The 23,376-nt window shown below is 58.7% G+C and carries 19 protein-coding genes; 10 read left to right on the top strand and 9 right to left on the bottom strand.

Annotation, left to right across the window (positions count from 1 at the left end):
- Positions 1-19 precede the first annotated feature (19 nt).
- Positions 20-652, bottom strand: a complete 633-nt coding sequence (locus QYH43_RS25840; protein WP_095056332.1) for a TetR family transcriptional regulator — start codon at positions 650-652, stop codon at positions 20-22.
- A gap of 173 nt (positions 653-825) precedes the next feature.
- Entirely contained in the window at positions 826-1,170 is a 345-nt protein-coding gene (locus QYH43_RS25835; protein WP_095152267.1) for a hypothetical protein, read from the bottom strand.
- 385 nt (positions 1,171-1,555) lie between these two features.
- On the opposite strand from QYH43_RS25835, the gene QYH43_RS25830 reads away from it, so the two are divergent.
- Positions 1,556-3,625: an AsmA family protein gene (locus tag QYH43_RS25830; RefSeq protein WP_095152268.1), complete on the top strand. Its 2,070-nt coding sequence runs from the start codon at positions 1,556-1,558 to the stop codon at positions 3,623-3,625.
- Between the two features lie 81 nt (positions 3,626-3,706).
- Here the strand turns inward: QYH43_RS25830 and QYH43_RS25825 are convergent, their stop codons facing one another.
- The 3 genes from QYH43_RS25825 to QYH43_RS25815 all read right to left on the bottom strand — a co-directional run bounded on the left by QYH43_RS25825 (position 3,707) and on the right by QYH43_RS25815 (position 6,289).
- Complete coding sequence (locus QYH43_RS25825) at positions 3,707-4,372, bottom strand: hypothetical protein (RefSeq protein WP_095152269.1); 666 nt, start codon at positions 4,370-4,372, stop codon at positions 3,707-3,709.
- 62 nt (positions 4,373-4,434) lie between these two features.
- Positions 4,435-5,214 (bottom strand): hypothetical protein, encoded by a 780-nt coding sequence (locus QYH43_RS25820; RefSeq protein ID WP_095152270.1) that lies wholly within the window; start codon positions 5,212-5,214, stop codon positions 4,435-4,437.
- A 160-nt stretch (positions 5,215-5,374) separates the two neighbouring features.
- Positions 5,375-6,289: a LysR substrate-binding domain-containing protein gene (locus QYH43_RS25815; RefSeq protein WP_177450580.1), complete on the bottom strand. Its 915-nt coding sequence runs from the start codon at positions 6,287-6,289 to the stop codon at positions 5,375-5,377.
- 109 nt (positions 6,290-6,398) lie between these two features.
- Between QYH43_RS25815 and QYH43_RS25810 the strand changes: the two genes are divergently transcribed.
- From QYH43_RS25810 to QYH43_RS25800, 3 genes are all read left to right on the top strand, one after another.
- Positions 6,399-7,037, top strand: coding sequence for an FMN-dependent NADH-azoreductase (locus QYH43_RS25810; protein ID WP_095152272.1), 639 nt, complete (start codon positions 6,399-6,401; stop codon positions 7,035-7,037).
- Positions 7,038-7,343, top strand: coding sequence for a multidrug efflux SMR transporter (locus tag QYH43_RS25805; RefSeq protein WP_095056325.1), 306 nt, complete (start codon positions 7,038-7,040; stop codon positions 7,341-7,343). It abuts the gene before it with no gap.
- 108 nt (positions 7,344-7,451) lie between these two features.
- Positions 7,452-8,342 (top strand): triacylglycerol lipase, encoded by an 891-nt coding sequence (locus QYH43_RS25800; protein WP_095152273.1) that lies wholly within the window; start codon positions 7,452-7,454, stop codon positions 8,340-8,342.
- Between the two features lie 111 nt (positions 8,343-8,453).
- Here QYH43_RS25800 and QYH43_RS25795 read toward each other — a convergent pair whose 3' ends face one another.
- A complete protein-coding gene (locus QYH43_RS25795; RefSeq protein WP_095056323.1) occupies positions 8,454-9,329 on the bottom strand; it encodes a DMT family transporter in 876 nt (291 codons plus the stop codon).
- Positions 9,330-9,425: 96 nt separating this feature from the next.
- Here QYH43_RS25795 and QYH43_RS25790 point away from each other — a divergent pair, with 96 nt between their 5' ends.
- From QYH43_RS25790 to QYH43_RS25780, 3 genes are all read left to right on the top strand, one after another.
- Entirely contained in the window at positions 9,426-10,220 is a 795-nt protein-coding gene (locus tag QYH43_RS25790; protein WP_301158398.1) for a helix-turn-helix transcriptional regulator, read from the top strand.
- A gap of 64 nt (positions 10,221-10,284) precedes the next feature.
- Complete coding sequence (locus tag QYH43_RS25785; protein ID WP_301158397.1) at positions 10,285-10,593, top strand: PsiF family protein; 309 nt, start codon at positions 10,285-10,287, stop codon at positions 10,591-10,593.
- A gap of 218 nt (positions 10,594-10,811) precedes the next feature.
- The gene (locus QYH43_RS25780; RefSeq protein ID WP_095056320.1) at positions 10,812-11,825 is read left to right on the top strand and encodes an AI-2E family transporter; all 1,014 of its coding nucleotides are present in this window, start codon (positions 10,812-10,814) and stop codon (positions 11,823-11,825) included.
- Between the two features lie 102 nt (positions 11,826-11,927).
- On the opposite strand, the gene QYH43_RS25775 is transcribed toward QYH43_RS25780, so the two are convergent.
- Positions 11,928-13,193, bottom strand: a complete 1,266-nt coding sequence (locus tag QYH43_RS25775; protein ID WP_095152276.1) for an Hsp70 family protein — start codon at positions 13,191-13,193, stop codon at positions 11,928-11,930.
- Between the two features lie 295 nt (positions 13,194-13,488).
- On the opposite strand from QYH43_RS25775, the gene QYH43_RS25770 reads away from it, so the two are divergent.
- Positions 13,489-14,433, top strand: a complete 945-nt coding sequence (locus QYH43_RS25770; RefSeq protein ID WP_095056318.1) for a DnaJ C-terminal domain-containing protein — start codon at positions 13,489-13,491, stop codon at positions 14,431-14,433.
- A 27-nt stretch (positions 14,434-14,460) separates the two neighbouring features.
- Positions 14,461-14,763: a chaperone modulator CbpM gene (locus tag QYH43_RS25765; protein ID WP_095152278.1), complete on the top strand. Its 303-nt coding sequence runs from the start codon at positions 14,461-14,463 to the stop codon at positions 14,761-14,763.
- A gap of 80 nt (positions 14,764-14,843) precedes the next feature.
- Here the strand turns inward: QYH43_RS25765 and QYH43_RS25760 are convergent, their stop codons facing one another.
- The gene (locus QYH43_RS25760; RefSeq protein ID WP_301158396.1) at positions 14,844-15,989 is read right to left on the bottom strand and encodes a sensor histidine kinase KdpD; all 1,146 of its coding nucleotides are present in this window, start codon (positions 15,987-15,989) and stop codon (positions 14,844-14,846) included.
- A 247-nt stretch (positions 15,990-16,236) separates the two neighbouring features.
- Here QYH43_RS25760 and QYH43_RS25755 point away from each other — a divergent pair, with 247 nt between their 5' ends.
- On the top strand, positions 16,237-21,516 hold the full coding sequence (locus tag QYH43_RS25755; RefSeq protein ID WP_301158395.1) for an NEL-type E3 ubiquitin ligase domain-containing protein: 5,280 nt from the start codon (positions 16,237-16,239) through the stop codon (positions 21,514-21,516).
- Between the two features lie 64 nt (positions 21,517-21,580).
- Here QYH43_RS25755 and ureC read toward each other — a convergent pair whose 3' ends face one another.
- A complete protein-coding gene (ureC, locus tag QYH43_RS25750; protein WP_095152281.1) occupies positions 21,581-23,281 on the bottom strand; it encodes an urease subunit alpha in 1,701 nt (566 codons plus the stop codon).
- Positions 23,282-23,376 lie beyond the last annotated feature (95 nt).

Genomic DNA, 23,376 nt, shown 5'->3' with positions numbered 1-23,376 from the left:
AGGATTTCATCCACAGAAACTACTCGGTGCTGCCGAGCCCTTGCCAGTGCTTCAGACCGATAAAGATGAAGCGCAGTTGCTGGGTGATTTTCGCCTGGGGCGTCAGATGCTCAGGCAGCGCTTCGGCCGGTGGATCAATGATGTCCGGCAGGGTGGCGAACACGCTTTTGACGATCAGGTCGGCCATGACGTTCAGGCCGGCGATGTCCAGGTGTTGCAGTTTCGGCATCAGCGACAAATCGGCGGCGAGGTCCGAACTGATGTCTTCGCGCAAACGGCCAATCGCCTTGCGCACCGGCAACGAGCCGCCGTACTGCTCACGGGCGAGAAACAGGAACTGCGAACGGTTGGCGCTGACCACGTCGAGAAAGATCCGCACCGAAGCGTCGATGATGCCGCCCATCACGAACTCGTTGTGACGCACCAGGCGAATGGTTTCGCGAAAGGTCTGGCCGACTTCGCTGACCAATACCAGGCCCAGCTCATCCATGTCGGCGAAATGCCGGTAGAAACCGGTGGGTACGATGCCGGCGGTTTTCGCCACTTCGCGCAGGCTCAGGCTGCCGAATCCTCGGCCGCCGTCCATCAAGCGCCGGGCAGCGTCCATCAGGGCGTTACGGGTCTGTTGTTTCTGTTCGGCGCGGGGCAGCATCGCAAGGTGTTTTCTGGACAGGGACAGCGGCGCACTCTAGCAAATCGGCTTTGTCGGCGTCGAACGACTATCGAGGGGATCAAGCGGGGAAGTGCTGCGTCTGTTATCTGGATCGCTATAAAGTCAAAAGCCCAATCCGTTGATTGGGCTTTTTTTCTGAGCGGCCATGGGGCTTAGCTCAGAGCGCTGTTGCGTTCGATCACACGATCACCACCGCCTTCAGCGAGTGTTTGACCTTGTGGAGTGCGGTCCGAGCCATCAGCTGCAAGGGTCTGGCCTTGTGGGGTGCGATCCGAGCCGTCCTGAGTGATCAGGCCTTTTTCTTTCAGGCGATCGTTACCGCCTTCTGCCAGGGTTTGGCCTTGTGGGGTACGGTCCGAACCATCAGCGGCAACGGTTTGGCTGAATACCGAGTGGCTGGCTTTTACTTGCGGGGTCGCCTGGTCAGCGGCCGGAAGAGCGAAAGCGGTGCTGGCCAGCATCGAGAGGGTAAGGCTTAACAGTAATTGGCGTTTCATGATTGTTTTGCTCCAGGGGAGTGCGAGAAAGTGGGTACGAGGGCAATGCTACTCTCGATAAATCGATATAAAAGTTCATAAACGCAATGGTAATAATCAACGGAATTGATTGTTCGCTGGAGGGGCTCTAGACCGGGCGTTTCCGGGGAGCGCTTTTGCACCGGCTTGGGTATTTTCACCCCGCGCTCGCGGTACAAAGGGGCAGGGTCGATAACGCGAATTGACTGATTGGTCATGACTGGACTGGCGGATTTCGGCAAAATCGGTCTTTCGACTAAACCTGCCCGGGTTTTTTCAGTCGTAGATTCCATGGGGGCCGCTTACGGCTCACCGTTTCACCAGGCGTCGCGGTCCGGGCGCTCGGTCGTATCAGGAGCTCTGTGCAATGACGCGCACTCGTAAAATTCTCGCCTGGACCTTCGCCAGCCTCGTTGTCTTGCTGGCGGTGTTGGTGCTGGTCATCGTGTTTTTTGACTGGAACCGGATCAAACCGCCCCTCAATGCCAAAGTCTCGGAAGAGCTGCACCGGGCGTTTGCCATCAACGGCAATCTGTCGGTGGTCTGGCAGCGTGAGCCCGATGAAGGGGGCTGGCGTGCGTGGGTGCCGTGGCCGCATGTGGTGGCGGAGGACTTGAGCCTGGGCAACCCGGACTGGTCCAAGGCGCCGCAGATGGTCACCCTCAAGCGCGTCGAATTGCGCATTTCGCCGTTGGCGCTGTTGGCGCAGCGAGTGGTGATTCCGCGCATCGACCTCACCGAACCGAACGCCAGCCTGCAACGCCTGGCTGACGGGCGCGCCAACTGGACCTTCAAGTTCGATCCCAAGGACCCGAGCGCCGAACCGTCGAATTGGGTGGTCGACATCGGCGCGATCGGTTTCGACAAGGGCCATGTCACCCTCGACGATCAAAACCTCAAGACCCGGCTCGATGTGCTTATCGATCCGCTGGGTAAACCGATTCCCTTCAGCGACATCGTCGGTGTCAAAGCGACGAAGACCGCGCAGGCGCAAGGCGCGGTCCCGCAGGACTATGCGTTCGCCCTCAAGGTCAACGGCCAGTATCACGGCGAGAAACTCGCGGGGCAGGGCAAGATCGGCGGATTGTTGGCCTTGCAGGATTCCACCCGACCGTTTCCGCTTCAGGCGCAGGTGAAGGTGGCGGACTCGAGCATTGAGTTGGCCGGCACCCTGACCGATCCGATGAACCTTGGCGCCCTGGATCTGCGCTTGAAACTCGCCGGTACCAGCCTGGGCAATCTCTATCCGTTGACCGGCATCACCCTGCCGGACACGCCGCCCTACGCCACCGACGGTCACCTGATTGGCAAGCTGCATGAACCCGGCGGCGCGGTGTATCGCTATGAAGACTTCAACGGCAAGATCGGCGACAGCGATATTCACGGCAATCTGACCTACGTTGCCAGCAAACCCCGACCGAAGCTCAGCGGCGCGCTGCTGTCCAATCAAGTGTTGTTTACCGACCTCGCCCCGCTGATCGGTGCCGATTCCAATGCCGAGCAAAAGGCCCGGGGTGGCGACAGCAAGCAACCGACCGATAAAGTGCTGCCGGTCGAAGAATTCAAAACCGATCGCTGGCGCGACATGGACGCCGATGTGGAATTCACCGGCAAGCGCATCGTCCACAGCGAAAAACTGCCGTTCAACGATCTCTACACACACCTGGTACTGACCGACGGCGTGCTCAGCCTTGAGCCGCTGCGCTTTGGTGTCGCTGGCGGGAATCTCGATGCGCAGATTCGCCTGAACGGTCGTACCGACCCGCTGGAAGGCCGGGCAAAACTCACCGCGCGCGGGTTCAAGCTCAAGCAACTGTTCCCGACCTTTGAACCGATGAAAACCAGCTTCGGCGAGCTCAATGGCGATGCCGATATCACCGGGCGTGGCAACTCGGTGGCCAAACTGCTGGGCAGCGCCAATGGCAACCTGAAGATGCTGATCAACGATGGCGCCATCAGTCGCGAACTGATGGAGCTGGCGGGTCTGAACGTCGGCAATTACGTGGTCGGCAAGATCTTTGGTGACAAGGAAGTGAAGATCAACTGCGCGGCGGCCGATTTCGGCATCGAGTCCGGCTTGGCGACTGTCCGTCTGTTCGTCTTCGATACCGAGAACGCCATTGTCTACATCGATGGCACGGCGAACATGGCAACCGAGCAACTGGACCTGACCGTCACCCCGGAATCCAAGGGTTGGCGTTTGATTTCCTTGCGCTCGCCGCTGTATGTGCGAGGCAAGTTCATCAAGCCAGATGCCGGGGTCAAAGCCGTGCCGTTGATGCTGCGCGGCGCGGGGATGGTTGCGCTGGGCGTGATCGCCGCACCGGCGGCGGGTTTGCTCGCACTGGTGGCACCGAGCGGCGGGGAGCCGAGTCAGTGCGCACCGTTGCTGGAGCAGATGAAGGCGGGCAATGTGCCGAAGACGGTTAAACACTGATCCGCGTCCGTTAGCAGTGTTCAAGCGCCGCCGGTTTAAAATCAGGGGCGCTTGAACGGCTTGTGAGGCGGGGTCTTGAAGTCACTGCTGGGGGGGTTGGATGTGCAGTATTTCAGTTTCGATTTTGCGACCCAGTTTCTTCAGGACTTCACTTCGGACATCGTTGTAATGACGAGCATCCAGTGCGCTGCATACCATCCAGACATTGGTCTTGCGGTCGGTGATGGCATTCAGAACAGGCAGGTTGAGGATGTTCGTTGCAAGCGCCTCGGCCGTTTCGAATGTCATTTGTAGGGTAACCACGGTTTTATCGTTGCGAACAATCGTCAGCAGTGCCGCGCTTGAAGCCGTGTTTGCTTTTGCGTTTTTCTGAAGTTTTTCAACGATTTCCTTGTACGCTGTGGAGTCATTGGATAGCGCCGCAATTTGAGAGAAAGCGTTGGCGAGTTCTTTTCGATTGTCTTGTGACAAAGCACTCCCGACGCTTTCATCTATCACATCAAAAAGGCTGCTATTGATAAATTCAATACGCTGCGAGGAACGGCTGTTGAGTATCCAGCCAACTTTTTTAAGTGTGTCTGTGTAAGTTGGCAAGGAAGCGATGCGATCATTGCTCTGTTGTTCGGCTACCAATTCAGCGAGTAGGCTGGACGCTAAAATATCTTTTTTAAAATTGTCGGTATGTGATCCGACAAAAATCGTTATGTTGCCGCTAACAAGATAGCTATCAAATGCGCTAGTTTTCATGATGTGTGCCGTGTGAGGTTGAGTGAGTTGTTTTTAATCGACTGTTTTATTGCCGATTAAAATTAGAAGTCGCCAAAGTCGGGAAGGTCTTCAATGAATTTTTTTCCCGCCTCACTGTACTTGCTGTACAAATTATCCCGCAGACCGGAAAAGACTTTGCTGTCCAGGTAAGTACGCACGGCGCCGGTTTTTATAGTGGTGGACTGACGGGTCGATTTCCAGAACAGGATGCCGCGAGTGCTCTCCCTTGCATCCAGTGAAATACAGTTAAGGATCATGTTCGGATTTCCGCTGTTATCAAGCCAGACCGGGGCGATATCGAATTTTGCCTGAGCACCCAGCTTTGTATTGCGGTCGAAGATTTTAATGGCGCCAGGATTGTTCTGTACCGCATCCACGGCTATTTTCGCGACATTGGCGAGCACCGCGGCAGCGTTAGGGCCAATTAGCCCAGCCGCCACTTCCAGTGCAACCTGATCCATTGTCAGTCCCACCCTTCTGATGGTGACTTCTTGGATGTCTTTACTTTGAATGACCCAGCCCAGTTTGCTCAGACCATTGACGTAATACTTGTACCATTCGAAAAGCTGCGCATCTTCGGGGAATTTTTGGGTGGCCGCGTTTTGCATGATTAATTTGCTGAGATTTACGTCATCGATGATCTGTTGCGGGACGCCGGGCATGAAAGCGTCAATTGTGTCAGGCATGACACTGGCGGTCGGCTTGTTGATGTCGTGTTCGGAGTCGGCCGCGAATACCCGAATTGTAGGCGTCGCGCTCTGCGTCAAGATAGGCAGCGATGGTAGGGAATCAAGAAACTCAAGTCGTTGTTCGAGTAGCATATAAGTAATCCTTTACTTGTTTGTTAAATCGGCCGGTTGGCCGTGTTGGTAGATTAAGTTTATTTAATTTAAAGTCTAGTTTGAGTTTGTAACTGTTGATTTTGTTTTATGTTTTGTCTGCGGTTTTTAATGTAAGTAGTTCAATAAAGTTTAATTCCCGTCAACGCAACGCATGTCCTGACATCATCGCCTCCTCACCCAGCCACGCAAAAAACGCCCGAACCGGCGGATGCCGTTCGCGCCCCGGCACACACAGGGCGCTGTATCCCGCGCCGTCGACCTGCACCTCTCCCCGATAAGCGACCAGCAACCCGCTGGCCACACTTTCCGAAACAAGAATATTGCTCGCCAGCACCAGACCTTGCCCTGCAATCGCTGCTTGCAGGGAGTAATGCTCTTCATCGTATTCGCGCACGGCGGGCTGGCCCGTCAGCCAGGTTTCGCCGGAGCGCGCGCACCAGGCCTCCCAGCCGTGGGCATAGAGTTTCGAATTGTGCCAACGCACGCTGATCAACGTCGGTGTGCGACGGCTCGCCAAGGCGACCTGTTCCGGTGAGCCGTACACGCCGAAGAACTCATCGAACAGGCACAAGCCATACAGGTTCGGATAATCGTCGAGGCTGTAGCGCACAACCAGATCGACGCTGGCGTCCTGATGCAGATCGATGACTTCGCAGTGGGTGTCCAGGCGGATATTGATCGTCGGATGCTGCGCATAAAAGCGGCCCAGCCGTGGCACCAGCCAAAGCGCGGCGAAGGCGGCGGTGGTGGAGATCGTCAGATTCGCGCCATTGCGCTGCGGGCGCAGGGTGTCGATGCTTTGCGCCACGTCGAGAAATGCACCGTGCAGGCTGTGGAACAGTCGTTCGCCGCACTCGGTCAGGCGTACCTGGCGGGGCAAACGTTCGAACAGCGGCACGCCGAGCCAGGTCTCCAGTGAGCGAATCTGGTGGGACACCGCTGTCGGTGTCACTGACAGTTCTTCGGCGGCGGCCTTGAAACTCAGCAGGCGTGAGGCGGACTCGAAGGCGCGCAGGGCCGTCAACGGCAGCGAGGCAAACATTTGAAACTCCATGGGTGAAATGAATTCACCCTGACTGATTTTTGCTCATTTGAAGTGGGGCAGCCGCGAGCTTCAAGCTGCAAGCCACAAGCCGTTCGAGTTTAGACCTGAGGAGATTCAGATGAGTAGAATTCTTGCTGTTCATGCCAGTCCACGAGGTGAACGGTCGCATTCGCGGCGTTTGGCGGAAGTGTTTTTGTCCGCGTGGCAGGCTCGGTACCCAGAGTCGAAACTGACCCGCCGCGAAGTCGGTCGGGTGTTGATACCACCGGTCAATGAAGCGTTTGTGGCCGCCGCGTTCTATCCCGAACCCGAGGCACGACCGTTGACGATGCAGGCGGATCTGGCGCTCAGCGACCAACTCGTCGACGAATTGCTCGGCCACGATTTGCTGGTGATTTCCACGCCGATGCACAACTTCAGCGTGCCCAGTGGCCTCAAGGCCTGGATCGATCAGATTGTTCGCGTAGGGCTGACGTTCAATCACACGCTGGACAATGGCGTGGCGCAGTACGAACCGCTGGTGCAAGGCAAAAAAGCGCTGATCATCACCAGTCGCGGCGGTTTCGGGTTTGGCCCGGGTGGTGAGCTGGAAGCCTTGAATCATGCCGATACGTTGTTGCGCACGGTGCTCGGGTTCATCGGCATCACCGATGTCACCGTGGTGGCTGCCGAGGGCGAGGAGTCCGCCGAGCGCACCTTCGCAATCTCGGCGGCCGAGGCCGAACAGCGCCTGCTGGCGTTGGTCAGGGAGCTCTAGATGGCCTGGCTGTTTTTGCTGGTCGCCGCCGGGTTCGAAGTGACTTTCGCCATGGGCATGAAGTACGCCGAAGGCTTCACCCGGCTCTGGCCGTCGCTGATCACTGTGGCGGCCGCCGTGGGCGGGATTTACTTCCTGACCCTGGCCATGCGCGAGTTACCGGTGAGTATCGCGTACCCGATCTGGACCGCCATCGGTTCGCTGGGCACGGTGTTTCTCGGTTTCGCGCTGCTGGGCGAGAGCTTGACCGCGGTCAAGCTGGTGTCGGTCGGGCTGATCGTGGCAGGCGTGGTGGGGCTGAAGTAGGGCGGATGTCATAGACTGGTCGTCGAGTTGTCATCTTCGCTGGTGATGCTTGGCGGATGTCTTGCATCCTGCCTTGCGTCATCTCACCGATCACAAGGACGTCCGCCCATGTCGCAAGGTTCTGCCCCGCGCTATCCGTTGGTGCTGGTCCCGGGAATGCTCGGGTTTATTCGTCTGGTGTTGTATCCGTACTGGTACGGGATCGTCGAGGCGTTGCGCCGTGGCGGTGCGGTGGTGTTCGCGGTGCAGGTTTCACCGCTCAATTCCAGTGAAGTACGTGGCGAGCAATTGATGGCGCGAATCGAAGAGATTCTGCGGGAAACCGGCGCCGCCAAGGTCAACCTGATCGGCCACAGCCAAGGCTCACTGACCGCTCGCTATGCGGCGGCCAAGCGCCCGGACCTGGTCGCCTCGGTCACTTCGGTGGCGGGGCCGAATCACGGTTCGGAACTTGCCGATTATCTGCACCGACACTATCCCCATGACAGCGTCTGCGGCCGGCTGCTGACCTTTCTATTGCACATGGTCAACGCGTTGATGTGCCTGCTGGAAACCGGCTATCGCGGGCCGAAGCTGCCGGTGGATATCCATGCCTCCCATCATTCCCTCACCACCGAAGGTGTGGCGCTGTTCAATCAACGATATCCACAGGGCCTGCCCGAAACCTGGGGCGGGCACGGGCCGGAGGAGGTGAACGGCGTGCGTTATTACTCCTGGTCCGGCACGTTGCAACCGGGCATTACCGACCGTGGACGCAATCTGCTGGACGGCACCAATCGCAGTTGCCGGTTGTTCGCCAAAACCTTCGTGCGCGAAGCCGGGCATTGCGACGGTATGGTCGGACGCTACAGCTCGCACCTCGGCACGGTGATTGGCGATGAGTATCCGCTGGATCACTTCGACATCGTCAATCAGTCGTTGGGGTTGGTGGGGAAGGGGGCTGAGCCGATTCGGTTGTTTGTCGAGCATGCGGCGCGGCTGAGTGCGGCGGGTCTTTAGACCGCCCTGTGGCGAGGGAGCTTGCTCCCGCTGGGCTGCGCAGCAGCCCCTATTCAATTGATGGCGACCGCTGCGCGGTCGAACGGGAGCAAGCTCCCTCACCACAATTAATCAGCGGCGGCTCAACACCGTCGTCCAGCGCTCGGAAAGAATCACCCCGCCCAACGTCAGCATCCCGCCCACCAAGTGATACATCGCCAACTGCTCATGCAGCACCACCGCCGCAATCAGCGCGGTGATCAACGGCAGCAGATTGAAAAACAGCGTGGTCCGGCTCGGTCCCAAACGCACCACGGCCTGCATCCACGCCCAGGGAGCGACCATCGAAGCCAACAGGCAGGCGTAAAGCACCAGTGGAATGTTATGCAGCGTCGGGCCGACTTTTTCCGAGGCGAGGAACAGCGGGAACAGCACCACTACGGCCACCAGTATCTGCAAGTACAGCAACACCAGCGGCGGCAGTTTCAGCTGCCATTTTTTCAGCAAGGTGCTGTAGATCGCATAAGCGAGTGTGGCAATCAGCATCATTGCGTCGCCCAGGTTCACGCCGTGTTCCAGCAGTGTGCCGAGGCTGCCGGACGACACCACCACCAGTACTCCGGCGAACGACAGTACCGCACCGGCCAAGGCGCCGAGGGTCAGGCGTTGACCGAGGCTGATGATCGCCATGGCCAACGACATCAGCGGCATCAGCGACAGGATGATGCCCATGTTGGTGGCGGAAGTCAGGGCGGCGGCGAAGTACGCCAGGCTTTGGTAGACGGCCATGCCGAGCACACCGAGGACAAAGATCTTGCCCAGGTTCGCGCGGATCTTCGGCCAATGGCTGAGCACTGGTTTAAGCATGAAAGGCGTGAACAGCAACCCGGCCAGCAGCCAGCGGTAGAAACCGATTTCGGCGGGGAAAATCGCCCCGGCCGACATTTTGGTGATCACGGTGTTGCCAGCCCAGATAAAAATGGCCAGCAGGGGATAAGCGTATTGCATCGGGGAAAACCAGAACGTTAATGAGGGGCAATTATCCCTTGTCTGGATACAAGCCTATACTTCAATCCAGACAACCCATCCCTGATTCCGGACAGCATGACCAGTAAACACATCGACTTGCTGGATTTCAGCGAATTGCCGGCCCCGGTGTACTTCCGTTACGCCGACTTCAACACCCACGAATACGCCGCGCCACACCGGCACCCTTGGGGCACGCTCGAGTATTCGGCCAATGGGGTCTTGCACATGCAGATCGGCAGCAGCCGTTTCATGTCGCCCCCGCAATACGCGGTGTGGGTGCCGCCTGAGACCGAGCACAGTTTCTACAGCAACCAGCCGATCAACTACCGCGCCGTCTGTCTCGCGCCGCCGTTGTGCCATGAGTTGCCGCAACAGGCCTGCACGTTGGCCATCAGCGATATTCTCAAGGCCATCCTCAAGGACTTCGCCGCGCGGGACGTGAAAATCCCCGAACAGGCGGCGGATAAACGTCTGGCTCAGGTGCTGGTGGATCAACTACAGCAGGCGCCGGTACATGAGTGCTATTTGCCCTACGCCAGCAGTTCCGGACTGTTCGCCATCCTTGAGGCGCTGCAGGCCGAGCCTGGCGACAACCGGCCCTTGTCGGAGTGGGCGGCGCGCATCCATGTCAGCGAGCGCACACTGGCGCGACAGTTTGTGCGCGAGCTGGGCATGAGTTTTGGCGAGTGGCGCCAGCGCCTGCGGTTTCTCGCGGCCATCGAGACCTTGGACAGCCAGCGCAGTATTCAGGAAATCGCCTTCGACATGGGCTACAGCACCGGTTCGGCATTCATCGCGATGTTCCAGCGGCAGGCCGGATGCACGCCGGAGCAATATCGACGCAGCCACCTGCAGAACAGGAAGGTGTAACAGGTGTTGTCTACACTTCAGTGCAAGGCCGTGTCTGTCGGTGCGGCAACAAGGAGAAATCTCCATGAAGATATTGCGTGCCCCGTTGTTGATCGTCGGTTTGCTGCTGTGCTCCCAGGGCTTCGCCGCCAACACGGCCCAACAGGAGAAGATGACCACCTGCAATGCCGACGCTACGGCCAAAAGCCTCAAGGGCGATGAGCGCAAAGCCTTCATGAGCAACTGTCTGAAAGCGGCCCCGGCGGCCAACGAGGCGGGAACAGCCTTGACGCCTCAGCAAGAGAAAATGAAAAACTGCAACGCGAACGCCACGGCCAAACTCCTCAGGGGCGATGAGCGCAAGGCGTTCATGAGTAATTGCCTGAAGCGGTAAAACGGCTCAAGGACAGTGGCAGCTGTGCTGGCCTCATCGCTAGCCGGCGAGCTCCCACAATGTCCGGTGTTGTAGGAGCAAGCTTGCTCGCGATGAGGCCGGTTGAGGCACTACAAAGCTTTAACCCTCGACCAAGGTCGCCCCACACAATCCCTAGTGCTCACACCGGATCGCTGGCAGACTGCCAATCCTTTTACGCCGTTCGTTTTTGAGGCTGTATGCCAACGTTTTCTCAACGTCAAGTTTTGCTGGTTATCAGCTGGATCATTATTTTTGGTGGTTTGTTGTTGGTGCTGCCGTTGCGCCTGTTACCCAGCCTGCTGGCCGGATTGCTGGTCTTCGAACTGGTCAACATGCTCACCCCGCAACTGCAACGGCTGATCGAAGGCCGACGCGCGCGCTGGCTGGCGGTGGCCTTGCTGGGGACCCTGATTGTCAGCGTGCTGTCGCTGATCTTTGCCGGTGCCTTCAGCTTCCTGCTGCACGAGGCGGAAAACCCCGGCGCCTCCCTCGACAAGTTCATGGGAGTGGTCGACCGCGCGCGCGGGCAACTGCCGCCGTTCATCGACGCCTACCTGCCGGCCAGTGCCGCGGAGTTCCGCGTAGCGATTGGCGAGTGGGTCAGCAAGCACCTCAGCGATTTGCAACTGGTGGGCAAGGACGCGGCGCACATGTTCGTGACCTTGCTGATCGGCATGGTGCTCGGTGCGATCATTGCCTTGCAGCGTGTGCCGGACCTGACCAAGCGCAAACCGCTGGCGGCGGCGCTGTTCGAACGTCTGCACCTGCTGGTCCAGGCGTTTCGCAACATCGTGTTTGCGCAGATCAAGATTTCCCTGCTCAACACCGTATTCACCGGGATTTTCCTGGCGGTGATCCTGCCGATGTTCGGCATCAAGCTGCCACTGACCAAAACCCTGATCGTCCTGACGTTCCTGCTCGGCCTGTTGCCGGTGATCGGCAACCTGATGTCGAACACCCTGATCACCATCGTCGGCCTGTCGCTGTCGATCTGGGTGGCGGTGGCGGCCCTGGGTTACCTGATCGTTATCCACAAGCTCGAATACTTCCTCAACGCGCGCATCGTCGGCGGGCAGATCAGTGCCAAGTCGTGGGAGTTGCTGTTGGCGATGCTGGTGTTCGAGGCCGCGTTCGGCCTGCCGGGGGTGGTGGCGGGGCCGATTTACTACGCGTACCTGAAGAGTGAGTTGAAGCAGGTGGGGATGGTCTGACGGCAGCCACAAGCTTCAAGCTTCAAGCTGCAAGTAAAAGCCAAGAGCAAGCGCCGCCCTGCTTTTACTTGAAGCTTGCAGCTAGAGGCTTGCAGCTGCTCCTCAGCCGTATCGCTTGGCCGCTTCAATCGCCAAGCCACTGCCGATACTGCCAAAAATGTTCCCTTCCACATGCCGCGCCTTCGGCAGCATCGCCGAAACACTGTTGCGCAGCGCCGGAATCCCGCTCGAACCGCCGGTGAAGAACACCGTATCGACCTGATCGACCCGCACGTCGGCGTCCGCCAGCAGTTGGGTGACACTGTTGCGCACGCGCTCGAGCAGGTTGTCGATGGCCGACTCGAACAGTGCACGGCTCAGGTCCACGCTAAGGCCCGCTTCAATGCGGTCCAGTGGCACGTGGCGGCTTTCGGCGTGGGTCAGCTGGATCTTGGTTTCTTCCACTTCCATCGCCAGCCAGTGCCCGGCGCGCTGGTCGATCAGCTTGAACAGGCGATCGATGCCGCCAGTGTCTTCGATGTCGTAGCGCATGCTGCCCAGGGCCAGCTGGGATTTCTGCGAGTACACCGAGTTGATGGTGTGCCAGGTCGCCAGGTTCATGTGATGACTGGTCGGCATGTAGGCGCCGCTCTTCATGCGGCTGCCGTAGCCGAACAGCGGCATCAGGCCTTGCAGGCTGAGCTGTTTGTCGAAGTCGGTTCCGCCGATGTGCACACCACCGGTCGCGAGGATGTCCTCGTGGCGGTTATCCACACCCCGACGCTCCGGCGACAGGCGCACCAGCGAGAAGTCAGAGGTACCCCCGCCGATGTCGACGATCAGCACCAGCTCTTCTTTTTCGATGGTCGACTCATAGTCGAACGCGGCGGCAATCGGTTCGTACTGGAACGAGACTTCCTTGAAGCCGATCTTGCGAGCCACGTCCACCAGAGTGTCTTCGGCTTCTTTGTCGGCCATCGGGTCATCGTCGACAAAGAACACCGGACGGCCCAGCACCACTTCTTCGAACTCCCGACCGGCGGCGGCTTCGGCGCGATTCTTGAGCTGGCCGATGAACAGCCCGAGCAGGTCCTTGAACGGCATCGCCGTGCCGAGGACGCTGGTGTCGTGCTTGATCAGCTTGGAACCCAGCAGGCTCTTGAGCGAGCGCATCAGGCGGCCTTCGTAGCCTTCCAGGTACTCGTGCAGGGCCAGTCGGCCGTATACCGGGCGGCGCTCTTCGATATTGAAGAAGACCACCGACGGCAGGGTGATCTTGTCGTCCTCCAGCGCGATCAGCGTTTCCACGCCGGGGCGCAGCCAGCCGACAGTAGAGTTGGACGTGCCAAAGTCGATACCCAAGGCACGGGCTGGAGATGCGTTGTTCATGTCTTTCAGGTTCCGGTTAAAAAACGGCCGCGCAGTGTATGTCAGTGCGCGACAGATTCGAAGGCCGGTTATCTGCTAAATCTCGCCTGATGATCCTTGAAAGACGACCGTTCACCCCCAAACTACCCTGCATCAACCGGTCAGCCGCTGGGCAGTCGCAAGAAGCCCCGCCTGCTGCCGATAAATTTTTGCTGCGCCGCCCGGTCACTACACTGAGATCGGTCAACCTCAAGGCTGCAAACAAGCGCATGCTGCGACGGTGGCGCGATTTTGATAACGGATGGTGATTCCCGCGATGGACTTCAAAGACTATTACAAGATTCTCGGTGTGGAACCGACCGCAGACGACAAGGCGATCAAGGCCGCCTATCGCAAGCTGGCGCGCAAGTACCACCCCGACGTCAGCAAGGAAAAGGACGCCGAGTCCAAGTTCAAGGACGCATCGGAAGCCTATGAAGCGCTGAAAAGCGCCGACAAGCGCGCCGAATACGACGACCTGCGCCGCTATGGCCAGCATGGCCAACCGTTCCAGGGACCACCGGGCTGGCAGAGCCGTGGCGGTTTCGGTGGCGGTGGCCAGGACACGGGCGATTTCTCGGACTTCTTCAGTTCGATCTTCGGCAACCGTGGGCCTGGTTTTGGTGGCGAACAGCCACGTCGGAGCACCGGACGTCGAGGGCAGGACGTGGAAATGGAACTTGGGGTTTTTCTCGAAGAAACACTGTCGACCGAATCGAAGAAGGTCACGTTCCAGGTGCCGCAATACAATGCGGCCGGCCAGCATGTGAGCAACACCAGCAAAAGCCTGAACGTGAAGATCCCGGCCGGTGTGGCCGATGGCGAGCGTATTCGCCTCAAGGGGCAGGGCGCGCCGGGTGTCGGTGGCGGTGCCAATGGCGACCTGTACCTGACGATCCGTTTTGCGCCGCACCCGAAATTCGACGTCGAAGGCGAGAACCTGATCATCACCTTGCCGCTGGCACCGTGGGAGCTGGCGCTGGGCGCTGAAGTCGCCGTGCCGACCCTGACCGGCAAGATCAACCTCAAGGTCCCGGCCGGCAGCCAGAACGGCCAGCGCATGCGCGCCAAGGGCCATGGCTTGATGAACAAGGCCGGTGAGCGTGGGTTCCTGTTCGTGCAGCTGAAGGCGGTCATGCCGAAGAAATCGGACGATGACATCAAGGCCCTGTGGCAGGAACTGGCGAAAAAAGCCGCGTTCGATCCGCGTGAGAACTTTTGATCCCATAGAACCAAGGAGTCGCTGACAATGAGCAGTCCCCTGATCGTTCAACTGGACCTGGCAGAATTCTGTGAGGCGACCGACCTGACGGACGTCTACGTGATCGAAATCGTCGAACACGGCATCCTCGAACCTCAGGGCGCTCAGCCCAAGGACTGGCGCTTCACCGACTACGAGCTGGCCCTGGCCAAACGCGCCGCCAAGCTGCGGCGCGATCTTGACCTGGAATGGGAAGGCGTCGCCCTGGCGCTGGACCTGCTCGAAGAGGTCCGGCAACTGCGGGCGGAGAACCGGATGTTGAGGCAGCGGTTGGGGCGGTTGTTGGTGTAGGAGCTGCCGAAGGCTGCGATCTTTTGATCTTTGGCCCCCTGGGTGGTCATGAAAAACAAGATCGCAACCTTCGGCAGCTCCTACGTGTGCTGTTGAGTTTGCACTTTGCGTGGCAGCACCACGGTAAACGTCGTCCCATCCGCCTCATTGGAACTGATTTCAATCGTTCCCTGATGCGCATCCACCACTTGCTTGACGATAAACAGCCCCAACCCGAGGCTGGTGGTCGGCTCGCCGAGTTCTTCGCTGGCGCTGCGCACCAACGGGTCGAAGAGGGTCGGGATCGCGTCGACGGGAATCGGCAGGCCGTGGTTGTGCACCGTCAGCCGCACGCTGCGTGCGTCGCCGCTGAGGGTCAGCGTCACTTCGCGTTTGTTCGAACCATGCTGCAGCGCGTTGCCGATCAGGTTTTGCAGCATTTGATCGAGCCGTCGCGGGTCCCACGCACCGTGGGTATCGCCCGTAATCGTCAGGGTCGGATCGCATTCCGGCTGTCCGGCACAGGCGCGGGCAATCGCTTCTTGTGCCACTTCGGCCAGGTCCATGGACGCCGGCTCGATCGGCAGGCTTTTGCCGAGGCGGCTGCGCACCAGTTCCAGTAAATCACTGACCATCATTGCCAGGTGTCCGGTGCCGCGCTTGATGTTGATTGCGCACTTGAGCGCATCCCCTTCCAGCGTTGCTTTGCGCAGCAGGATTTCGGTGGACATGCTCACCGCTTGCAGCGGTGCACGCAGGTCATGGCCGAGGATCGCCAGGAAGATGTCCCGCGAGCGATTGACCTGCTCGGCATAAGTGGCCGTGGATTCCGCCAGGGCTTCGTCGATGGCTTCGTTGAAGCGGATCATGTCTTGGAAGTAAGTCAGGTCCGGGGACTCGAGGCTGTCGACCCACAATCGGATCACACAGGCGCGCAGATGGCGGAATTCGCTGGTCATCTGCACCAAATCAAAACCCACGGTATGCCGAAGTTCGCCATGGCTGGCGCCGGCCTCGTCGAGGCTCGGGGTTTTCTCCGGCCCTTCACCTCTGGCCTTGGCGGCTTGCTCACTGGGCGTCTGCGGTTTGTTCATGTCCCGTGCCGAGGCCAACAGAATCGAACGTGCATGATCGCGCAAGGCAACGCTGTCCATGGTGTCAGCGGCCGGGGTGATGGTTTTGGCGAATTGCTCCCACTCATCGACGATGCGATCAACATTCAAGACGATGAACTCGGAAAGGCGCATGACGGTTACCTGGGCATGAAACAAGGGGACGAGTCGAAATAGTAGACCCTTTGGCGAGAAAAACATGACCGTGCGTTCGACGGCATAAGCAAGGGCCGGGCGGGCGGTACATATGTATTTTCGGCAGCGTGTTTTTCGAACGAAACGAGCCATTTGACGCGGTTGGATCCACGTTTTTTTTGACTTTTATTTGGGCGTACCGTGAATAAGCTGGTGGCTCCCAATTCGTTATAAAAGTGAACCAACAATGGCCGATTTGCATGGAAGCAATTCGATAGAAAACGCCGAGTCCGTTTCGAACGACAACAAGGGAGTTCATTACAACCGCGTACTCGAAGCGATACCGCCGGCAATAAAAACGGCTCCGATTGCGCGTTTGAAAACGCTGGTCGAAACCAAACCGGCGATGCCGGATTGGCATGCAGACGCGTCAGAAGCCGATCGCCGAGAACTCAAAGCGTTGATGGACGAGCGCTGGCGCCTGCAAGGGCAACTGGACAAGACGCTCGGCGACTTGCAGCACGACATCAGCGCGTTTGCCAAGCCTTTGCTGAGCAAGGGGTTGCAGTCGACATTCAATACCTCTTGGAACGTTGATGACCTGACCGTCCAACTTGAAGTGCCGAGCACAATCATCTTCGGCATCGATACCGGCGCCAGTCGTGTGCGCACCTCAACGATTGTGGAAGCCGCGCTGCACAACTTCGAAGCGTCCGAAACCGAACAGAACGCCTATCGAAACAGTTCCGGTGTCTACAGCAAGGATGCGCGCGGCAATCTCGTGCGCGAGGCGGCGATCACGTTGCCAGGTTTCGCGACGTTATGTCGGGAGCTGGATATCGGTGGGCAATATCAGAAACACATCCAATCCATCTTGTTGCCAACTTCTGCCCAGGCCAAACAGAGGTTGCAGCAGGAGTCGGTGGCCAGTGAAAAGTCTGCTTTCCATGTGGCTGCGCGGATTGCGCTATTGAAAGGCGACGTCAGCTCACAGGCGTATGGAAAATTGCTGGAGCTGCATAGCGGCCACACCAATGTCTCGCTGCATGATCGGCCGTTGCTCAGTCATCGCCTGTCGCTGATGGGATTCCGACTGACCGGCATTGTGCTGTTCAGTGCTGTCGCCGAGCCTTTGCAGATCAAGCGGGCGATCGATGCGTTGACCCCAGCGCAATGGAAGTTCTGGACTGACTGGTCTGAACGTATCCCGGGCCTGAGTGGTAACGCCTACGATAAATTCAAGCTTTTGCAAGCGTACTTCGCCAATGGGCCAAAGGGTGTGGTCAATGAGCTCAATCGCAACGATGACCTTCATCAGCAGAGTCGCTTGACCGGTCCGCTGATCGCCTACGTGCCGGATGACCCGGACCATCCGTTGAAGGAATACGCATCGCTGACCGACTTCATGAAGGCGCTCATCAGCCAGTTGCGAGACTCGAACTATCAAGCGTTCTTCAGCCGGTTCATCGCGCACAGGGACAAAGGGCATTTCTTCGCCCGGGTCAACGAACGCCTCAAGACCTTCACATGGGCACAGCGCGAACCCCTCGACATGGGCCCCTGGTGGCGAGAAACGGCGGTCGAGAATCCCGATGCCGAGCCCATCACCAACGTCATTGTCGGGGATTTATGGTTGCGCCTGTTCATCGACCGACGCGACAACGCCATCGCCGATGCGCGCAGCATTGCCGTGCCGACCGGCGATGAAGACGCAACGACGCGGTTCAAACGCCTGACCAGCTATCTCGACATCGGTTGGAACATTTTCAATTTCGGCGCAATGCTCGTCCCCGGTTTAGGCGAGGTCGTGCTGGGCATCATGGTCGCGCAAATGCTGGCAGAGTTGGCCGAGGGGATCGAAGACTGGAGCAAAGGTGATACGGAAGAAGGGGCCGCGTATATCAATGGCGTCTTGATCAACTTCGCTCAACTGGCACTCATGGGTGCCGGGCATGCTGTGCCGGGCGGGGTGGTGAGCCCGGTCAAAGTGTCGCCGTTTGTCGAGGGTCTTAAGCCGGTGGCATTCGGGGAGGGAGAAAAGCTCTGGAACCCTGACTTGAAACCTTACGAGCATCCGGCCGTCGTGCCCGAAAACACGGTGGCCAGTGACGATGGACTGTACCGGCATCAAGGGCAGGATCTGCTGCGGATCGACGATAGGCATTATGCGGTCAAGCAAGAACCGGCGACAGGACAGCAGCGACTTGCGCACCCGACCCGGCCTGATGCTTATCAGCCGTTGCTGGAGCATAACGGGGTCGGCACCTGGAAGACGGAACTCGACAAGCCGCTGGAATGGGACAAGGAGACAGTGCTCCGGCGTTTGGGAGCGTCTGTTGACGGATTCTCCGATGAAACCCTGGAGCAGATTCTGAGCGTCAGTGGCGTGGACGAAAGTGCGTTGCGCCGAATGCATGTCGAACAGGAAACCATACCTGCACTGTTGGGCGACACGATAAAACGCTTCAAGGCATACGCCGACGCCGAGGCGTGTGAAGCATACATTCTGGCCAATCGAGTCAATGCCGACTGGGCGGGATTGCTGCCCCGTTTCATGACTGAGTTATCCGGCTGGCCACAGGGTAAGGCCATTGAAGTGTTCGAAGGGGCCGACTTTTCCGGTGCCTCGACCAAGGAGGGATCTTTCGACGCAGTCCCGGCCGACACATTGAAGATAAGTCGTCAGGAACTCATCGCAGGAAAACTGCCTGAAGGGGTCATCGACTTCCTGAATGAAGAAGGCCAGCGTGAGCTGCTGGGGCAGTGGCTGTCGGGTGATCGGCAGGCGCGCGTCGAAGCGTTGCGCAAGCAACTTTCCGGGCAGGCAGCAAAGCGCAAAAAGTACCTGTTCGACAGCTTGTATGCGCAGCGTGAAGGCTCGACCAATCCGTTGGTCAATCGACTCAAGGGTGACACCTCGGGACTGTCGACCATCCTGTCCGAAGAGCTGCTGCGCAACGCGGACCCTGCCGACGTGCAACACATGAGCGACAAACAGCGGGTGCCTTTGGCGCTGTCTCGAAAGGCTGAACAGGCGCAACAGCAATTGCGTCTGAACCGTGCCTATGAGGGGCTTTACCTCACAGAACTGCATAATCCGGATACAACTCGATTGGCCCTGCACACCCTGGAAACATTGCCGGGTTGGTCAAGGGACCTGCGATTGGAAATTCGTGACTTTTCTGCGCAAGGAGCCTTGTTCGACAGCATTGGGTCAGAAAACGCGCCGACACGAAAAATATTGATCCGGGATGAAGAGGGCCGCTTCGAGGCGCGTGACGAGCGCGATCAGCACCTGCACGGTCAGGACAGTTTTTATGCTGCGGTGCTGCATGCCTTGCCCGACACGCAACGCACGGCGTTGGGTTTTGATACCCATGAAGCGACGAGGCTAGAGGAGGCCGTTCGAGGAAAACCGCTGAGTCACGAACGGCTTGAACCGATCCTGCTGGAGAACCCGATCCGCAAACCGCATTACGATCCCGACATCATGAAGTTGCGGGGCGGCATGCAAGGTTACGCGCGGCAAGCCATCGAGAGGGCAGGGTTTCAGCGGCGCGCCGGTTCGTTGTATCCGGGTTTTGCCCGTGAGCAGGTTGAAACGCTGCTGGCCGGGTTCGGGCAGGATAATGCGGCAGTCGAACTGCGGCACAGGGCATTGGAAACCGAGTTCGATCAGTTGAACCGGACTCTGCAGCAATGGATCAATTCCCAAACGGTGTCGTTTCGGTTCAGCCCGGCGGGTGTGGCCGAGTGGGAGTCCAGAAATCGCCTGTACAAATTGATCAGGCAGTGCTGGCAGCGAGTCGGACCACAAGGGATCGAAGTGCCTGGAGTCATCCGCCCGCAAGCGCTTGTCCTGGATGATCTGCCGATGAGTCGGCATCTTGTGCAACTGCCGGAGTTACCGGGCAATTTTGATCATGTAACGCGATTAAGCCTGCGTAAAACCAACCTGCTGGCCAGTCAGTCTCGATTTCTTGCGTCCTTCGGTCGAGTGCGAAATCTGGACCTTACCGGCAACCTGCTTAATCGCCTGCCCCATGAAGTGGGTGAGATGCGGTTTCTCACGCACCTGTTTCTCAATGACAACCAGATCGAACTGACCCACAGCGCCGTTGCGCGTTTGAAAAACCTGACGAGGCTCCAATGGCTGGAAATGAATGGCAATCCGTTGGGGTTGGTGCCGAATATCAGCCAGATGCCGAATCTGGAGATTCTGGCGTTGGTGGGAACCGAGATTGACCGCTGGCCTGTAGGGTTTTTCTCGAAGCCACGTCCCCGGCGTATCTACCTGGATCTGCGTTTCAATCGACTCCTTCAGATTCCCGAAGTTGCCCCGGGCTCATTTCGTGCTGAACTGCTCACGCGCACCCGGTTGAGTCGCGAACCGGCGTGGATTTCGTCGCAGAGCCTGGACACACTGAGGCTTTATGCCGAATCAGTTGGCCTGGAGCCTGATCGTCCGTATCCGCCGCGTGGGCCGGTAGACAGTGCCTTGTGGGACGAGGGGTTGACCGAAGAGGAATGGAACGCAAGGCAACCCATATGGGACGCGATAGAGGATGAGTACCACTCCGTGAAGTTTTTCGATGGGATCAGGAGGTTGACGCAATCCGCTGACTTCACGGCTGGAGGTGCGTACCAGATCGACCTGACCGGCAAAGTCTGGCGAATGCTCGAAGCGATGGCTGAGAACACTGAGTTGCGTGAAAAACTGTTCAACGAAGCCATTGCCCCCGCCCAGTGTGTAGACGGAGGGACTCAACTGTTCAATGCGATGGGCATCGAAGTGTTGGTCCATGAAGCTTACGCGCTGCTCAGCGAAGACCTGGTCGAAGCCGAACTGTTAAGCCTCGCCCGGGGTAAATCACGACTCGATGAGATTGGTGCCATTGCTCGTCGTCGTGTCGCCGAACGTCTGGCGGCAGGCGAACGCTTCAGGCAGGTGAATGCACACGGTGAAGTCACCGGGACAATCGATGAGGTGGAGGTTCATCTGGCTTACATGACGGATCTGGCGCAGCGACTGGACCTGCCGTGGCAGGCGCGCGGCATGCAGTTTCGCAAGATCGCCGGTGTGACGCCGCAGATGATCGAAGCGGCTGCGCAACGGATTCAGGCGCTGGAGGAAGGGGCGCTGTTACGCGACTCGATAGCGCAACAGCCCTTGTGGAGAACGTATGTGGAAGGATCCAACCGTGAGGCGTTCAGTCGTTTGCGTCGTCGAATCGATGCAACCACCGAATACAAGATAGCGCTGGACGAAAGGGCCGAAGCGGTCACTTTGTCGGTGGAGGAGACCACCCGGCTCAATGCAGACATCAAGGCGTTAGCCGCTGAGTTGGGGAAACCGGAAAGTGACTACGCACCGGGGCGTGTCATGGGTGAAGAGGACTATGTGGCGCAGCTTGCGCTTATTGATGCGGAAACAAACGCACTGGTGCTAAAACTGACGCAGGAAGCAATGGACCGGGCAAAACTGCAAAGGACTGAAATCCCTTTTACCGTCAAGCAAAGCAGCTGATTGCTTGAACCTGGCCCCGATGACAGTGATGTGTCATCGGGGCTTTTTCTGCGCGCAATCCTGCTTAAAACAGGAAATAACGCTGCGCCATCGGCAACGTTTCTGCGGGCTCACACCACAACAACACGCCGTCAGCCTTGACCTGGTAAGTCTGCGGATCAACGTCGATGCTCGGCAGGTAATCGTTGTGAATCAGGTCGGTTTTCTGCACATCGCGACAGCCTTTGACCACGGCGATTTTCTTCTTCAGCCCCAACGCTTCCGGTAATCCCGCCTCCTGTGCCGCCTGGCTGATGAAGGTCATGCTGGTGGCGTGCAGCGAGCCGCCGAAGCTGGCAAACATTGGACGGTAATGCACCGGTTGCGGCGTCGGGATCGAAGCGTTGGCATCGCCCATCAGGCTGGCCGCGATGGCACCACCCTTGAGAATCAGCGTCGGTTTCACGCCAAAAAATGCCGGACGCCAGAGCACCAGATCGGCCCATTTCCCGACTTCGACCGAGCCCACTTCATGGCTGATGCCATGGGTGATCGCCGGGTTGATGGTGTATTTGGCGATGTAGCGCTTGGCGCGGAAGTTGTCATTGCCTTCACCGTCCAGCGGCAGCGGACCGCGCTGTTTTTTCATCTTGTCGGCGGTCTGCCAGGTGCGTGTGATGACCTCGCCGACGCGGCCCATGGCCTGGCTGTCGGAGCTGATCATCGAGAACGCGCCGAGGTCGTGCAGGATGTCTTCGGCGGCAATCGTTTCGCGACGGATACGGCTTTCGGCGAAGGCCACGTCTTCGGCAATGCTCGGGTCCAGGTGATGGCAGACCATGAGCATGTCGAGGTGTTCATCGATGGTGTTGCGGGTGAAGGGTCGGGTCGGGTTGGTCGAACTCGGCAGCACGTTGGCAAAGCCGCAAGCCTTGATGATGTCCGGCGCGTGACCGCCACCGGCACCTTCGGTGTGGTACGTGTGGATGGTGCGGCCCTTGAAGGCGGCAAGGGTGGTTTCGACGAAACCGGACTCGTTAAGGGTGTCGGTGTGGATCGCGACTTGTACGTCGAACTGATCAGCCACCGTCAGGCAGTTGTCGATGCTCGCCGGCGTGGTGCCCCAATCTTCGTGCAGCTTGAGACCGATGGCACCGGCCCTGACCTGCTCGATGAGCGGTTCCGGCAGGCTGGCGTTGCCTTTGCCGGTGAGGCCGATGTTCATCGGGAACGCGTCGGCGGCCTGGAGCATGCGCGCCAGATGCCACGGTCCGGACGTGCAGGTCGTGGCGTTGGTGCCGGTGGCAGGGCCGGTGCCACCGCCGATCATGGTGGTGACGCCGCTCATCAGCGCTTCTTCGATCTGTTGCGGGCAGATGAAGTGAATGTGCGTGTCGATGCCGCCGGCGGTGAGGATCATGCCTTCACCGGCGATCACTTCGGTGCTGGCGCCGATGGCGATGTTGACGTTGGGCTGGATGTCCGGGTTGCCGGCCTTGCCAATCGCAGCGATGCGGCCGTCCTTGAGGCCAACGTCGGCTTTGACGATGCCCCAGTGGTCGATGATCAGTGCGTTGGTAATCACCGTGTCGACGACTTCGGCGGCCAGCAGTTGGCTTTGGCCCTGACCGTCGCGGATCACTTTGCCGCCGCCGAATTTCACTTCTTCGCCGTAGGTGGTGAAGTCCTTTTCGACTTCGATCCACAGCTCGGTGTCGGCCAGGCGCACCTTGTCACCGACGGTGGGACCGAACATGTCGGCGTAGGCTTGTCTTGAGATTTTCATGCGCATGCCTTGGGATTTAATTGAAATTCAAACCGCTCGCGTTGCTCGCTATCGCAGCCTCGCTGCGCTCGGCAGCTCCTACAGGTCATCGCAAA

Source organism: Pseudomonas sp. C32, from assembly GCF_030417915.1.
Classification (GTDB): Bacteria; Pseudomonadota; Gammaproteobacteria; order Pseudomonadales; family Pseudomonadaceae; genus Aquipseudomonas.
This window is presented reverse-complemented; position numbering and strand designations above follow the sequence as displayed.

Excerpts from the sequence above, each read along its gene's own strand:
- QYH43_RS25770 (WP_095056318.1), top strand. The coding sequence starts at position 13,489 with ATGGACTTCAAAGACTATTACAAGATTCTCGGTGTGGAACCGACCGCA.
- QYH43_RS25830 (WP_095152268.1), top strand. The coding sequence starts at position 1,556 with ATGACGCGCACTCGTAAAATTCTCGCCTGGACCTTCGCCAGCCTCGTT.
- QYH43_RS25820 (WP_095152270.1), bottom strand. The coding sequence starts at position 5,214 with ATGCTACTCGAACAACGACTTGAGTTTCTTGATTCCCTACCATCGCTG.
- QYH43_RS25755 (WP_301158395.1), top strand. The coding sequence starts at position 16,237 with ATGGCCGATTTGCATGGAAGCAATTCGATAGAAAACGCCGAGTCCGTT.
- ureC (WP_095152281.1), bottom strand. The coding sequence starts at position 23,281 with ATGAAAATCTCAAGACAAGCCTACGCCGACATGTTCGGTCCCACCGTC.
- QYH43_RS25790 (WP_301158398.1), top strand. The coding sequence starts at position 9,426 with ATGACCAGTAAACACATCGACTTGCTGGATTTCAGCGAATTGCCGGCC.
- QYH43_RS25765 (WP_095152278.1), top strand. The coding sequence starts at position 14,461 with ATGAGCAGTCCCCTGATCGTTCAACTGGACCTGGCAGAATTCTGTGAG.
- QYH43_RS25785 (WP_301158397.1), top strand. The coding sequence starts at position 10,285 with ATGAAGATATTGCGTGCCCCGTTGTTGATCGTCGGTTTGCTGCTGTGC.
- QYH43_RS25780 (WP_095056320.1), top strand. The coding sequence starts at position 10,812 with ATGCCAACGTTTTCTCAACGTCAAGTTTTGCTGGTTATCAGCTGGATC.
- QYH43_RS25825 (WP_095152269.1), bottom strand. The coding sequence starts at position 4,372 with ATGAAAACTAGCGCATTTGATAGCTATCTTGTTAGCGGCAACATAACG.
- QYH43_RS25840 (WP_095056332.1), bottom strand. The coding sequence starts at position 652 with ATGCTGCCCCGCGCCGAACAGAAACAACAGACCCGTAACGCCCTGATG.
- QYH43_RS25800 (WP_095152273.1), top strand. The coding sequence starts at position 7,452 with ATGTCGCAAGGTTCTGCCCCGCGCTATCCGTTGGTGCTGGTCCCGGGA.
- QYH43_RS25760 (WP_301158396.1), bottom strand. The coding sequence starts at position 15,989 with ATGCGCCTTTCCGAGTTCATCGTCTTGAATGTTGATCGCATCGTCGAT.
- QYH43_RS25810 (WP_095152272.1), top strand. The coding sequence starts at position 6,399 with ATGAGTAGAATTCTTGCTGTTCATGCCAGTCCACGAGGTGAACGGTCG.
- QYH43_RS25775 (WP_095152276.1), bottom strand. The coding sequence starts at position 13,193 with ATGAACAACGCATCTCCAGCCCGTGCCTTGGGTATCGACTTTGGCACG.
- QYH43_RS25805 (WP_095056325.1), top strand. The coding sequence starts at position 7,038 with ATGGCCTGGCTGTTTTTGCTGGTCGCCGCCGGGTTCGAAGTGACTTTC.
- QYH43_RS25835 (WP_095152267.1), bottom strand. The coding sequence starts at position 1,170 with ATGAAACGCCAATTACTGTTAAGCCTTACCCTCTCGATGCTGGCCAGC.
- QYH43_RS25815 (WP_177450580.1), bottom strand. The coding sequence starts at position 6,289 with ATGGAGTTTCAAATGTTTGCCTCGCTGCCGTTGACGGCCCTGCGCGCC.
- QYH43_RS25795 (WP_095056323.1), bottom strand. The coding sequence starts at position 9,329 with ATGCAATACGCTTATCCCCTGCTGGCCATTTTTATCTGGGCTGGCAAC.